Below are 14,862 nucleotides of genomic sequence, written 5' to 3'. Positions count from 1 at the left end.
CTGGATATTAACAAAATATGAATATCCGCCTTTTTGGGAGGGGTTCTTGTATTTTTTTTATCACATTATGTTACCTGTGTCGCCCTTACAGGGCGACACAGCCCTAAGACTTCGCTGCTATAAACACACCGATAATCTAACAGCCTGCCGGACAAGCAAACCGACGTCTTAGCGGAACATATATCCCAACGACAACGTCACATTGTTTTGATACAGGGAAGATTCGCCCTCACGCTCTATGGCACGGCGATCCAGCGTGCCGCAAAGGGCTCCGACGGAAAAGAAATAATGACTGTAATCGACACGCAGACCGACACTGACGCCCAAGTCGAATGTCTTGAGGTCGGCTTCTTTGGTTTGGCCGAAATGGATATCCACATTCTGGTTTTCGGTCTTCATTTTCCCAAACAGGGAGAAATCGAGGGCGGGACCGGCATAAACGCCTAACTGGACATCATTAATATGAAATGTATAAGCCAGGTTTACAGGGACCTGGATAGAGTAGTAGCTGCATTTGTTGAGAGAGTTCTTCGCCCCTTCCACCTGGAAGTTCGAAATGAAAGAACCGCCCTGATTCGTAAACGCCAGTTCGGGACGCAAAGACAAGCCCTTATATAAATGTATATCGGCAAGCCCCGCCAGACTGAAGCCGAAACGGGCGCCGGCGTTGTATGTTCCTTCCACTTTTTGCACCAGAGAAGAATAAGCGCCACCCGCACGAACGCCGAAAGCGACCTGACCGGCCGCCGGCATAATCATCAACAATGCCCAAAGGGCGATAAATATAATTTTTCTCATATTGCCAATCTCTGAGTTATTATGAGCAAAGATAGAATTTTTCAGCCGGATTATAACTGCCGATAGAATAAATTTGTAAAATAACCCGTATCTTTATAGGCCGAAATAAAAAAGATTAAGAATTGATATGGAACCGTTTATACATCTGCACGTACATACCCAGTATTCACTGCTGGACGGACAAGCATCGATCGACGCTTTGATTGACAAAGCGCAAAAGGATGGTATGCCGGCGATTGCCGTCACCGACCACGGTGTGATGTTCGGGATAAAAGAGTTCTTCAACAAGGTATCCAAGAAAAACGGCAAACCGTTAGGGGCCATCAAGGAGTATGAGAAAGAGCTGAAAGAACTGAAAAGCAAAACGGAACTGACCGCTGAAGAGCAGGCACGCCTTGAAGAAATACCGGCAAAGATCGAAGAAGAGAAGAAAAAGATATTCAAACCGATCTTCGGTTGCGAGTGCTATTGCGCCCGTTTCGGACGGCACAGCAAGCTCGCTTCGCAGAACGACCGGAGCGGATGGCACTTGATCGTGCTGGCCAAGAACCTGAACGGCTACAAGAACCTGATCAAGATGGTTTCCTTGTCCTGGACGGAAGGGTTTTATGGACGTCCGCGCATCGACAAGGAGTTGCTGGAAAAATATCACGAAGACCTGATCGTATGCTCCGCCTGCATCGGCGGGGAAATCCCGCAGCATATCCTGAACGGGCGGATAGACAAGGCCGAAGAATCGGTCCTTTGGTTCAAGAACCTGTTCGGCGAAGATTACTATCTGGAAATACAGCGGCACGAGACACATGATCCGAACGCCGCACAGGATGTGTACCCCCACCAGGTAACGGCAAACAAGGTGATCTTAGAACTGGCGCGTAAACACAACATCAAGGTGATCGCGACCAACGACGTCCACTTTGTCAACGCGGAAGATGCGGAAGCGCACGACCGCCTGATCTGCCTCAGTACGGGTAAAGACCTGGACGACCCGAACCGTATGCGCTACACCAAACAGGAATGGATGAAGACGACGGCTGAGATGAATACCCTCTTTTCTGATATTCCTGAAGCCCTCAGCAACACGCTGGAGATAGCCGACAAGGTGGAATTCTACTCCATCGACCACGGTCCTATCATGCCGACCTTCGCCATCCCCGAAGAGTTCGGGACGGAAGAAGGATATCGCCGGAAATTCACCGAACAGGATTTGTTCGACGAATTCACCCGCGACGAAAACGGGAACGTTGTCCTGAGCGAAGAGGCCGCGCGAGACAAAATAAAGAAATTAGGCGGTTACGAAAAACTGTACCGTATCAAACTGGAAGCCGACTATCTGAAAAAGATCACATACGACGGGGCAAAGATCTGTTACGGGGATGACCTGACCGACGAAGTCAAGGAACGGTTGAACTTCGAGTTGCATATCATGAAGACGATGGGTTTCCCCGGTTACTTCCTGATCGTGCAAGACTTTATCCGTGCCGCCCGTGAAGAATTAGGCGTTTCGGTCGGTCCCGGACGTGGTTCGGCGGCCGGTTCGGCTGTCGCCTACTGCCTGGGGATTACCAAGATCGACCCGATCAAATATGACTTGCTGTTCGAGCGTTTCCTGAATCCGGACCGTATCTCCCTCCCCGATATCGATACCGACTTCGACGATGACGGCCGCGGGGAAGTGCTCCGCTGGGTAACGGAGAAATACGGGGCCGAGCGCGTGGCGCATATCATCACATACGGCACGATGGCGACCAAATCGGCCATCAAGGATGTCGCACGCGTGCAGAAACTCCCGCTTTCCGAATCGAACCGCCTCGCTAAACTCGTCCCGGACAAGATACCGGACATGAAGAAGTTCAAGCTGAAGGATGCGATCAATTATGTGCCGGAACTGAAAGAGGCGGCTACCGGAAACGATCCGCTGGCACGCGACACCCTGAAATATGCGCAGATGCTGGAAGGCAATGTGCGCAACACGGGTGTGCATGCCTGCGGCGTCATCATCGGCCGTTACGATATATCGGATGTCGTACCTGTCAGCACGGCCAAGGACAAGGATACCGGCGAAGAGATGCTCGTCACCCAATATGAGGGTTCGGTGATCGAAGAGACCGGTTTGATCAAGATGGACTTCTTAGGGCTGAAAACACTGTCCATCATCAAGGAAGCGATCGAAAACATCCGGCTGACGACCGGGCAGGAACTGGACATCGACCATATCAGCCTGGAAGACCCGGCGACCTACAAACTGTATTGCGACGGAAAGACGACAGGTACATTCCAGTTTGAATCCGCCGGCATGCAGAAGTATCTGAAAGAACTGCAACCGTCCAAGTTCGAGGACTTGATCGCGATGAACGCCCTCTACCGTCCGGGACCGATGGATTATATCCCTTCTTTTATCGCCCGTAAACAGGGGAAGGAGGAAATCAAGTACGATATTCCCGTCATGGAGCGGTATCTGAAAGACACGTACGGCATCACCGTCTACCAGGAACAGGTCATGCTTCTGTCGCGTCTGTTGGCAAACTTCACGCGTGGCGAGAGCGACGCCCTCCGCAAGGCGATGGGTAAGAAGCTGATCGAGAAGATGAACCACCTGAAATCCAAATTCATGGCAGGTGGAAAGGCGAACGGCTACAAGGAAGAGACATTGCAGAAGATATGGTCCGACTGGGAAAAGTTCGCCTCCTACGCCTTCAACAAGAGTCACGCTACCTGCTACTCATGGGTAGCCTACCAGACAGCATACCTGAAAGCGAACTACCCGTCCGAATATATGGCCGCTGTCCTGAGCCGAAGTTTGTCGAACATTGTGGATATCACGAAGTTCATGGACGAATGCAAGGCGATGGGCATCCAGGTGCTCGGCCCGGATGTGAACGAGTCGATCCTGAAGTTCGGTGTAGACAAGGACAAGAACATCCGTTTCGGTCTGGGCGCCGTGAAGGGGGTCGGCGAAGCCGCCGTGCAAAATATCATTGAAGAACGGAGGAAGAACGGCCCGTACAAAGATATTTTTGATTTCGTGGAACGCGTCAACCTGACTGCCTGCAACAAGAAGAACATCGAATCGCTGGCATTGGCCGGTGCTTTCGACAATTTCGGCATCCAGCGGGAACAGTTCTTTGCCGAAACCGGGAAGGGGGAAATATTCCTCGAAACACTGGTTCGCTATGGCAATAAGTTCCAGACGGACAAGAGCACGGCGACCAACTCCCTGTTCGGAGGAGATACTTTTATCGCCATCGCCAAACCGGAGATTCCCAAATGTGAACGTTGGAGCGACCTCGAACGCCTGAACAAGGAAAAAGAACTGGTCGGCATCTATCTTTCCGCCCACCCGTTGGACGAATACCGCATCATATTGACGTACGTATGCAATACCGGCATGGCGGAAATAAACGACAAGGAAAACCTGGTGGGCAAAGACTTGCTGTTCGGCGGTATCGTGACGGACTTCCGCGAAGGGATGACCAAGAAAGGGAACCCTTACGGCATTATCAAGATAGAAGATTTTACAGGTAGCGGCGAAATCGCGTTGTTCGGCAAGGATTATGTCGATTACAGCAAGTTCGGCAAGCGCGGCATGTACCTGCTGATCAAGGCGCGTGTGGAAGACCGTTACAACTCCGGTCGCCTGAGCCTGTCCATCGGGTCCATCCAGTTGCTACAGGAAGAGAAGGACCGCCTGATCGAAAAGATCAGCATCACGGTCCCGATCCACGATTTGGACGAACCGACCGTAAACGAACTGTCGACCCTGATCAAAAACAATCCGGGACAAAGTCTGTTATATTTCAAGGTGGTGGACGGCGAGCACAACATCATGCAGAACTTTTTCTCGCAAAACATACGGCTCAATGTCACGCGCAACCTGGTCGAATTCTTGCAAACGAACGAGAATATGGATTTTAAAATTAACGGGTAGTAATTTGTGCGGTATAAAAGAATTTGTACTTTTGCACGAAATTCGAATATATAATTCATAATTAAAGATATGGCACTACAAATTACAGATGCAAATTTTGAAGAGTTGGTAAACTCTGGTAAGCCTATGGTCCTTGACTTCTGGGCAGAATGGTGTGGTCCTTGCCGCATGGTCGGTCCGATCATCGACGAACTGGCCACCGAATATGAAGGCCGCGTTACGATCGGCAAGATGGATGTAGACAACAACAACGACGTGGTTGCGCAGTTTGGCATCCGCAATATCCCGACCGTCCTTTTCTTCAAAGACGGCAAGGTAGTGGACAAACAGGTCGGCGCTGCTCCTAAAACGACATTCGTATCTAAAATCGAAGCTCTTTTATAATTTAATAGCACGAAGCATTTCGCGCTTTCCAGGGGGGCCGGGTATTCTTTCGACAGCATATCCGGCTTCTTTCATCATGCGCCGGACGGCGCCTTTCGCACAATAGGTCGTCAAAACCCCGCCTCCGGTCGTTCGGGCATACAACCGGTCGAAGATTTCCCGGTTCCACATCTCCGGTTGCTTGTCGGGAGCGAACGCATCGAAATAGACCAGGTCGATCCGGTCCGGCAAAGCACACGTATTGCTGTCTCCTTGTATTTTATGCAGTTCGAAGAACTCCGTAAGCGGGACCGGCACATTCCATTCCGCCTGATGCAGGGCCAGGAAAACATCTTTCCGTCCGGCACAAATCATTTCCCCGTAATTCAGGCTCCCGATCACATCCGTATCCAACGGGTAGAGTTCAACCGAATAGTAATGTATTTTCCGTTGATGCGCCTCGGCATCCAACAAAGTCAGAAAGGCATTGAGCCCGGTGCCGAAACCTATTTCCAGAACGGTGATTTCGGTTCGTTCCAGATGGTGCAACCCGGCTTCGATAAAGACATGGCGCGACTCCTGCACGGCGCCGTTCACGGAATGGTAGTGTTCGTCCATTTCGGGGATAAAGAGCGTATGGCTTCCATCCGCCGTCAGCTGCAATTCCCGTTTGATATGATTCGTTGCGTTCTGCATATATTTCTATAATATGCCTGCAAAGGTACGTCTTTAATCCCGGTTTTTATATACCTTTGCACCCTAACAAGAATTGAGAATGGCCAAGAAATTTATCTTTCTTTTACTCTTGCTGTTTACGGGTTTACAAATGATGCAGGCCCAACAAACCTATTCCATAAAAGGGATCGTAAAAGATGCCGCCAACGGCGAGCCGGTCAGTTTTGCCAATGTCGTCATCTGGAATACGATAGAAGGAACCGTCACTGATTCGACCGGCCGATTCGAGATCACCGGGGTCGCTCCCGGAAGCTATCGCCTGCAAGCCTCCTTCATCGGCTATAAGCCAACGGTTACGGCCGAATTCAGAATTTCCAACAAGGATATGTTCTTTCCGGTCGAACTGGAAGAAAGCAGTGAAAGCCTGCAAGAAGTAAGCGTCGTCGCCTCGCCGTTCCGCAAGACGGCAGAAAGTCCGCTCGGACTGCGCGTGATCGGGTTCAAAGAGATCGAGAAAAGCGCCGGAGGGAACCGGGACATATCACGGGTCGTGCAATCTTTTCCGGGTGTGGCGTCTACGGCCGCTTTCCGCAACGACCTGATGGTCAGAGGCGGAGGACCGTCCGAGAACCGGTTCTTTCTCGATGGCGTAGAAATACCGAACATCAACCACTTTTCCACACAGGGAGCTTCCGGAGGCCCGGTCGGGATCATTAACCCGGACTTCATACGCGAAGTCGATTTCTATTCCGCCGCCTATCCTGCCGCACGCGGGAACGCCCTTAGCTCGGTCCTTGATTTCAAGCTACAGGACGGGAACAAAGAAAAATTCTCCCTGCGGGGAGTGATCGGGGCTTCGGACATCGGGTTCTCAGCCAACGGGCCGGCCGGGAAGAAGACGACTTACCAGGTATCCGTCCGCCGTTCATACCTTCAGTTCCTGTTCGACATGATCGGACTGCCTTTCCTGCCGACCTTTACAGACGCACAGTTCAAGGTGAAACATACATTCGACCGGAAAAACGAACTGACAATCCTGGGACTGGGGGCCATCGACGACATGAAACTCAACACAGGCATGGAAGACATGAGCGAAAAGAACCAGTATATCTTAGCCTATCTGCCGGTGGTCAGGCAAAAGACATACACGTTGGGAGCGGTTTACAAACATTACTTCGGCAAAAACATTTATTCGCTGATCGCCAGCCGGAGCCAGTTAAACAACCGGAATATCAAATACAGGGATAATGACGAAAGCTCGGAAGAGAACCTGACGCTCGATTACCGTTCGGACGAGATCGAAAACAAGCTGCGCAGTGAGAATATATTCCGTTTCCCTTTCTTCCGGCTGAATGTCGGCGGGAACCTCGAATATGCGACCTACACCAACCGTACCTACCAGAAGCAGTTCACCACAGTTCCCAAAGTGATCAACTACCAGACGGATCTCGGACTTTTGAAATGGGGGCTTTATGCCACAGCCATATACGAAAGCGAGAACGAACGTTTCACCGCTTCTTTAGGCGTACGGACGGATGCCAACGATTATTCGTCGGAGATGAACAACCTCCTGGACCAGCTCTCCCCCCGCCTCTCCCTTTCCTACCGCTTATTCGGAGCAGTCTATCTGAACGGGAACATCGGCAGGTATTACGAATTGCCTCCTTATACGGTTCTCGGATTCAAAGACAACGAGGGCAACTACCTGAATAAAGACAACCGCCTGACTTATATCAGGAGCGACCAGGCGGGGCTCGGACTGGAATACCGCCCTTCCTCTTATCTGAAATTCTCGGCAGAAGGGTTTTACAAGAAATACGACCAGTACCCGATGTCATGGGTCGACAGCATTCCGCTTGCCTCCAAAGGTACGGACTACGGGGTTTTAGGAAACGAGGCGGTCAGCTCGACCGCTACCGGAAGAGCATACGGACTCGAACTGACCGGACGATGGTATAATTATAAAGGACTGACTTTTATCGCCTCCTACACCTACGTCCGGAGCGAGTTCAAGGACGGACGCGGGAGCGGGAAATACATCCCGTCAGCTTGGGACAACCGCCATCTCTTGACCTTCAGCGGAACCTATGCGCTGCCTAAGAACTGGGATGTCGGAGCTAAACTAAGAGTCGTGGGCGGTGCGCCTTATACCCCTTACGATGTTGAAAAAAGCAGCTTGGTCGAAGCCTGGGACGCCAGCGGCAGCCTTTATTACGACTACAGCCGATTCAACAGCGAACGGTTAAAACCTTTCACGCAACTGGATATCCGGATAGACAAGACCTTCTATCTGAAAAAGTTCATGTTGGGAGCTTATATCGACTTGCAAAACATCCTGAATTCCAAATATAAAGAACAGGACGTGTATATCAAAACAGGCAAGATCCTGAACCCGGAAGCCCCCCTCGACCGGCAACGCTACGAATTGAAGCCCGTGGAACGCCGTACCGGGACCTTATTGCCCAGTATAGGACTTATGATTGAATTATAAATAGTACTGATTTATGCAAACTTATATCAATATTATTCCTATTTTTGCGAACGGGATTCAAAAGGGAATAATTTTGGAGCTATAGAATAATATTGAATGAATAAATCATCAGACTACAAAGCAAAGCACAGGTGGCTGTTTTTTCTCACTGTCATATACTTGCTCTTCACATGTCAAGTCCATGCGGATGAAAATAATCCCATCCTGATAATCAGTTCCTACAATCCCGACACACGCAATACGACACAAAACATTTCCGAGTTCATGGAAGAGTACAAGAAGCAGGGAGGCAACTCGCCTGTGGTAATCGAGAACATGAACTGCAAGAGCCTCCCCGAAGCTCCCCTCTGGAAGGAAAGGATGAGGCAGTTACTGAGCAAATACCAGGGAGAAAACAGCCCCGGCCTGATTGTCATACTCGGACAGGAAGGATGGGCTTCCTACCTTTCCCAAAATGACAGCATTATCCGGGATATCCCGATACTTTGCGGTATGGTCAGCCGGAATGCCGTCTTGCTGCCGGACAGTAATATAAATGTAGCGGAATGGAATCCCGAAAGCGTAAACATAGAAGACCTGAAAAGCAAGGAGAGAAACCTGGCCGGATTTGTCTACAACTATGATATCAAAGCCAATATAGAGTTGGTTCGAAAACTGTATCCGAGTACCAGGCATTTTGCGCTGATCACCGACAACAGCTATGGAGGCATTTCTCTTCAGGCGCTGGTAAAAAAGGAAATCAGCAAAATAGACGGGATCGACTTGATCCCTCTGGACGGACGTAAGAACGACATCTATAACATTATCGAAGAGATCAAACAGTTGCCTCCGCAAACCGCCATCCTTCTGGGAACCTGGCGCGTCGACGTCAACGACGGATATTATGTCGGCAACGCGACCTACACCATGATGCTGGCCAACCCGAAAGTCCCGACATTTTCACTGACCTCTATCGGATTAGGGCATTGGGCGATCGGAGGCTGCATTCCCCAATACCGTTCCATAGGAAAAGATCTGGCCCGCCAGGCTGTCCACCTTTTGAAAGAACATCCTGACAAACTCGACGCGGAAACAATCCCGAACGCATATACATTCGACGCCAAGAAGCTGAAAGAACGAAACATCGCGGCAAAAGAACTGCCCCCGCATTCCGTATTAATCAATACGGAGGTCGGATTGTTCGTCCAGTATAAATTCGAGATCCTGCTGCTGGTGGCAATCGTGTTGTTGCTGTTCCTGATCATGGTGTTCTACTTCTACCTGCGCACCAGCAAGCTGAAAAACAAGTTACTGATCCTGATCGACAAACAGAAGGAGGACGAAATAGAGCTGAGAAAAGCAAAAGACAAGGCCGAAGAATCCGACCGTTTGAAATCGGCTTTCCTGGCCAATATGAGCCACGAGATCCGTACGCCGCTGAATGCAATCGTCGGTTTCTCCAATCTGCTGACCATAGCGGAGAACGAAGAGGAGCGGGACGAATATATCAACATCATCAGCAGCAACAACGAATTGCTCCTGCAACTCATCAACGACATTCTGGACGTTGCCAAGATCGAGGCCGGGACATTGGAATTTATCGAATCCGAAATAGACATCAACGCCCTATTATCCGACATCGAACAGTCTTCCCGCCTGAAGGTCCTTGAAGGAGTGCAGGTTTCATTTGTCGAGAAAATGCCTCATTGCATCATCCTGTCGGACAAGAACCGGTTGGCACAGGTCGTGACGAACTTCATCAACAACGCCATCAAGTTCACGAAAGAAGGAAGCATCCGGTTCGGTTACCGGCACATCGGCGAAAACCTGTTATTCTACGTCAGTGATACCGGATGCGGCATCGAACCGGAGAAGAAAGACCTCGTGTTCAACCGTTTCGTAAAGCTGAACAGTTTCGCGCAAGGGACAGGCCTGGGACTCGCCATTTGCCAGATGATCGTCAAGAAACTGGGCGGCGAGATCGGTGTGGAATCCGAATTGGGGGAAGGCTCGACTTTCTGGTTCACTTTGCCGGATTCCGTCATCCATGACATAAAAGCCCAGCCGATAAAGAAGGCGGTGGACGAAGAGACGGTAACCGACGACACGAATCGGAAAAAAGCGACGTTGCTGATCGCGGAAGACAACGAAAGCAACTACATACTGATCCGCGCAGTCCTGAAAGACTATACCCTATTGCATGCCCGCGACGGGAACGAAGCCGTCCGGCTCTATCGCGAGCGCCACCCGGACCTTATCCTGATGGACCTCAAGATGCCGGACATGGACGGATATGAAGCGACTGCCGAGATCAGAAAAGAAGATTCCGACATCCCCATCATTGCCGTAACGGCTTTTGCTTTTGCAGAGGATGAACAACGGGTCAAACAAAGCGGCTTCAACGGATATGCGGCCAAGCCGATCAAGCCGGCGGAGTTGAAAAAGATCATCGCCCGATATCTTTCTCCTACAACACACGCGTCTGTGGAAATTGCAAAGTGAAAGTAGTCCCCTTCTCTTCTTCCGAAATAACGGAAATACTGCCTCCATGCCGGTTCATGATCTGCCGGCAAACGCTCAGGCCGATTCCCGAACCGCCCTGTTTGGTGGTAAAAAACGGTACAAACACCTTATCCATCGCCTCCGGCACAATGCCGCATCCGTTGTCGGATACCGTAATGACCGGGACTCCCTCACGCCTGAACGCATTCACCCGGACTTCGGGACAAGGACGTTCCCGGCATGCCTCGGCTGCGTTTTTCAACAGGTTTATCAACACCTGTTCAATCATGGCCCGATCCGCATAAATATTCAAGTCTGACGGGCGGACAGAGAAAGAGAACGAAACCGCCCCGGCCGGATACAGTCCCCTCAGATCGTCAAAAAGGAAGGAGACCGGAAACAACTGCTGTGTCGGAGCCGGAATACGAGTCAGCTTCCGGTAATTCTCGACAAAATCCAATAGCCCTTTGCTCCGGCGGTGTATCGTCTGCATGGCTTGCAACATAATGCCGTAATCCCGTTCGTTCAGGCCGTTGGAGGTCGCCCGTTCCGTCACCGTCTCCGACAGGGAAATGATAGGAGCGATAGAATTCATGATCTCATGCGTCAGGACACGAATCAGCTTCTGCCAGGCCTCTGTCTCCGCCTCCGCCACCACCACATTGTACAGGCGGGTCCGAAAAGCGGAAAGCGCTTCATTCATGGCGCGTGTCAGGTTGGCTTCCGGCCCGTCCGTCGAAGGGACAGGGAAAGACAGGTTCATATCCCCGTAGTGGATGTTGGCTATCAGATGCTCCATCCTCTGAAGCATTTTCCGCTGGTCCTGATAAAGGGATAAAGCGGTTCCCAGCAAGATGACAATACACATGACAGCCGTAAAATACAACCCCTTCAAGAGCAGAAAGGCTATTGAAAGGGACAGCCCGACCAGCAGCCCGATCTTCAGGAAAAGGACATATCGTTTCATAAGCCCAACTTATCCAGTTTACGATACAAGGCAAAACGGGTGATTCCGAGCAGTTCGGCGGCACGAGTGATATTCCCGTCCGCCCGGCGAAGGGCACGTTCGATCGCCTCCTTTTCGAGAACGCCCAGGTTCAGTTCGTCCGGCTCTCCTTTCTTTTGGGCAGGCGCCGGATGCAGCATAAAGTTTTCGGGTTTCAACATGGGGCCATCCGAAAGAATCACGGCGCGCTCGATCGCATGTTGCAGCTCGCGGACATTGCCCGGCCATGCATAGCCTTGCAACTTCGTTTTCGCATCCCGGGTAAGGCCCCCTATCTTTTTCTTATACTTGCGGGCATAACGGTTCAGAAAATGGTCGGCCAAGAGCAAGATGTCATTTCCCCGTTCGCGGAGTGGAGGGATATGCAACTCGATCGTATTGATGCGGTACAACAAATCCTGCCGGAAAGTTCCCTCCTGAACCATCGCATGGATATTCATATTGGTGGCAGAGACCAGCCGGACATCGATCGGCACGGAACGGGTAGCCCCCAAACGGAGAATCTGCCTTTTCTCGATAGCGGTCAATAGCTTTGCCTGCATCGGCAAGCTCAGATTACCGATTTCGTCCAGGAACAGGGTTCCTCCCGAAGCCACTTCCATACGTCCCGGCTTATCGCGCCGGGCATCCGTGAAAGCTCCTTTTTCATATCCGAAGAGTTCGCTTTCAAACAGTTGCTCCGGGATACTCCCTAAATCGATACTGACAAAAACCTGGTTGCTGCGGGGCGAATGATGATAGAGGGCACGTGCGATCAGATCCTTTCCTGTCCCGTTTTCACCTAAAATCAGGATATTGGCATCCGTATCTTTCAGCTTGGCAATCGTGGCAAAGAGTTCCTGCATGGCATCGCTCTCGCCGATAATCTCAAAGCCGGTGTCTTCAGGGTTTCCCAAAACCTCGACCCGTTGTTTCAACGTATTGACTTCCGTACGGCTTTCACGCAGTTTCAAGGCGGCCGAAAGGGTAGCGAGCAGTTTTTCCTTTTCCCAGGGTTTCGGAATGAAATCGGTCGCCCCCGCTTTTATGGCACGCACGGCCTTTTCCGTATCGGCATAGGCCGTAATAAAAAGGACCACGGCATCGGGATCGGCGGCCTTTATCTTTTCGAGCCAGAAGAACCCTTCCTGTCCGCTGATCGCATCCCGCCGGAAATTCATATCCAGCAAGATGACGTCCGGCACGAATGCCGACATGAAATGCTCGATCCGTTCCGGTTGTGTCGTCACCTTTATCTGTTCCACATAAGGCTCGAGCAACAGATTCAACGCGAAGAGGACATCTTCGTTATCATCTATAATCAATATTTTCCCGTTCTTCATATTCCTGATTGTATTCTATCTCCTGTAAGAAATCATCCTTGACGCGGCAAAGATATGTATTATATAGATGGGATGTATGTGCGATACTGCACATAATTTGTGCGGAATAACACGTTTTTTTCATACATTTACAGGCAAATACAACATCAACCATTTAAAACAGTATTACGATGAAAACATCCCGGCTATTTATTTCAGCCCTTGCCGCCATGGCAGCCCTTACGGCTTGCCAGCCTGCGGTCAAGACCAACAATGCTTGCAACGACACATGTACCTGCCCGGCGGCAACCGAAGCGGCTCCGGTCGCCTTGTTGACCGACACCCCGGCAATCACCGCTCCTCCTGCCGAACTCCAGCTCGATCCCTTCTATAAGAAATATATGAATGTGAACGGCATTCATGTCGTCAGTTCCTGGCGTGTACCCGACTCCTGCTTCTACGCCGCTTATATCAGTATCAAGGCCCTGACGGACGTACTTCCACGCGAGGTCATGAAATCGCTGACCGACCGGCATACCCGCATCGGCATCATGGCACGCTACGAAGGGACGACGGATATTCCCGAACATGCTTTCCTGGCAAAAGACACGACGCTCAACTGGGATGTGCGTGCCCGTGGCTTGGGCGGCGATGCCGAACATCCTTTCTCGACTTGTGCCGAGGAGAATATCCTTGCCTACCAGATCGACAAATATCATGCGGAGGATATCCTGATCCACGAGTTCGCCCACACCATACATGGAGCCGGCATCCTCCCGATTCATCCTGAGTTCAACGACGAATTGCAGGCTTCTTTGGATGCAGCCGTAGCGAAAGGACGCTGGAGAAACGTCTATGCCGCCACGAATGTCTGGGAATATTGGGCGGAAGGTGTCCAGAACTGGTTTAACGTGAACGCGGAGGTCAATACGGATGAGGGCGACGGCAAACATAATAAGATTAACACCCGTGAGGAACTGAAAGCCTACGATCCGGGGCTATACGCCATTCTTGCCCGGTACTTCCCGGAAGTAAAGGAGCAGGTCAGCCGGCATAAAAAGATCGATTCATATCATTGGGCAGAATAAGAATCTTATCTGTTACTTTTGGCTTGATCCAAAAGTAACCAAAAGATCAAGATTATTCTGTTACTTTTCTCTTGAAAGAAAAGTAACCAAAAGTTCAAGGCTTAACCGTCCGGTCTACTTCGGTCAAAGACTCCGCTGTCGCCTGCGAAACTCGCTTCGCTCAGACAGCGCAGGCTCTGGCCGCTTCGTCTTCGCCCTCCGCTTGACGCCCGTCCGCTTAGGCCTTTCTTAGAAAGCTCCGCTTTCTCTTGGGATGGCCGATACCGACGGTTCTTCTGCGGCCCCGTGCGGAGCACGGGGACAAGCCTGTTCCCGCACTTGATGCGGGATCGCAAAGAAGCAGACGGCAAAAGAGAGACTGCGACACAAGGCTTGCCTCTCTTGATGCGCAATCTCAGAGAAGCAGGCGGTATCGGCCATCCCCAAAGAGCCGTCAGGCTCTATCTCCGGCCTAAGCTGGTGAGCGTTAAGCGCAGAGACCGCAGTGAGCGCCCGGAGCGTCTGCTGTTTGAGCGAAGCGAGTTTCAGACGCGACAGCGAACGTAGGGAACGGAGTAGCGAGGCAGGTTCGGCCATGATCTTTTGGTTACTTTTGGATCAAGCCAAAAGTAACGGGTAAATCAGTATTTAAAGATTCAAATCTTAAACCAACGAAGCCCCGAAGATGTCGATCACTTCCGGGGCTTGTTTTCTGTATGCTTTCGTCCTTCACAGGGCTACCGGCTACATTG

General features: G+C 51.0%; 9 protein-coding genes. 5 read left to right on the top strand and 4 right to left on the bottom strand.

Going from position 1 to position 14,862, the window contains the following annotated elements:
* Positions 1 to 168: 168 nt before the first annotated feature.
* Positions 169 to 798, bottom strand: a complete 630-nt coding sequence (locus RDN79_RS16110) for a porin family protein (RefSeq protein WP_298551249.1) — start codon at positions 796 to 798, stop codon at positions 169 to 171.
* A gap of 127 nt (positions 799 to 925) precedes the next feature.
* On the opposite strand from RDN79_RS16110, the gene dnaE reads away from it, so the two are divergent.
* Positions 926 to 4,726 (top strand): DNA polymerase III subunit alpha, encoded by a 3,801-nt coding sequence (gene dnaE, locus RDN79_RS16105; protein ID WP_298551250.1) that lies wholly within the window; start codon positions 926 to 928, stop codon positions 4,724 to 4,726.
* Positions 4,727 to 4,795: 69 nt separating this feature from the next.
* Positions 4,796 to 5,110, top strand: coding sequence for a thioredoxin (gene trxA, locus RDN79_RS16100; RefSeq protein WP_005637649.1), 315 nt, complete (start codon positions 4,796 to 4,798; stop codon positions 5,108 to 5,110).
* Here trxA and mnmD read toward each other — a convergent pair.
* Positions 5,105 to 5,785, bottom strand: coding sequence for a tRNA (5-methylaminomethyl-2-thiouridine)(34)-methyltransferase MnmD (gene mnmD, locus RDN79_RS16095; RefSeq protein ID WP_298551251.1), 681 nt, complete (start codon positions 5,783 to 5,785; stop codon positions 5,105 to 5,107). The two genes, trxA and mnmD, sit on opposite strands and share 6 nt — an antisense overlap.
* Before the next feature lie 79 nt (positions 5,786 to 5,864).
* Here mnmD and RDN79_RS16090 point away from each other — a divergent pair, with 79 nt between their 5' ends.
* Together RDN79_RS16090 and RDN79_RS16085 are read left to right on the top strand one after the other, a co-directional pair.
* Positions 5,865 to 8,255 (top strand): TonB-dependent receptor, encoded by a 2,391-nt coding sequence (locus RDN79_RS16090; RefSeq protein ID WP_298551252.1) that lies wholly within the window; start codon positions 5,865 to 5,867, stop codon positions 8,253 to 8,255.
* Positions 8,256 to 8,351: 96 nt separating this feature from the next.
* Entirely contained in the window at positions 8,352 to 10,736 is a 2,385-nt protein-coding gene (locus RDN79_RS16085; RefSeq protein WP_298551253.1) for an ATP-binding protein, read from the top strand.
* Here RDN79_RS16085 and RDN79_RS16080 read toward each other — a convergent pair.
* Positions 10,702 to 11,703 (bottom strand): PAS domain-containing sensor histidine kinase, encoded by a 1,002-nt coding sequence (locus RDN79_RS16080; protein WP_298551255.1) that lies wholly within the window; start codon positions 11,701 to 11,703, stop codon positions 10,702 to 10,704. The genes RDN79_RS16085 and RDN79_RS16080 overlap by 35 nt on opposite strands.
* The gene (locus tag RDN79_RS16075; protein ID WP_298551257.1) at positions 11,700 to 13,064 is read right to left on the bottom strand and encodes a sigma-54 dependent transcriptional regulator; all 1,365 of its coding nucleotides are present in this window, start codon (positions 13,062 to 13,064) and stop codon (positions 11,700 to 11,702) included. Before RDN79_RS16075 ends, RDN79_RS16080 begins: the two co-directional genes overlap by 4 nt.
* A 170-nt stretch (positions 13,065 to 13,234) precedes the next feature.
* Here RDN79_RS16075 and RDN79_RS16070 point away from each other — a divergent pair, with 170 nt between their 5' ends.
* A complete protein-coding gene (locus RDN79_RS16070; RefSeq protein WP_298551259.1) occupies positions 13,235 to 14,131 on the top strand; it encodes a hypothetical protein in 897 nt (298 codons plus the stop codon).
* The last annotated feature ends 731 nt before the right edge of the window (positions 14,132 to 14,862 follow it).

The sequence above is a fragment of the uncultured Parabacteroides sp. genome, assembly GCF_902493135.1.
Classification (GTDB): domain Bacteria; phylum Bacteroidota; class Bacteroidia; order Bacteroidales; family Tannerellaceae; genus Parabacteroides.
This window is presented reverse-complemented; position numbering and strand designations above follow the sequence as displayed.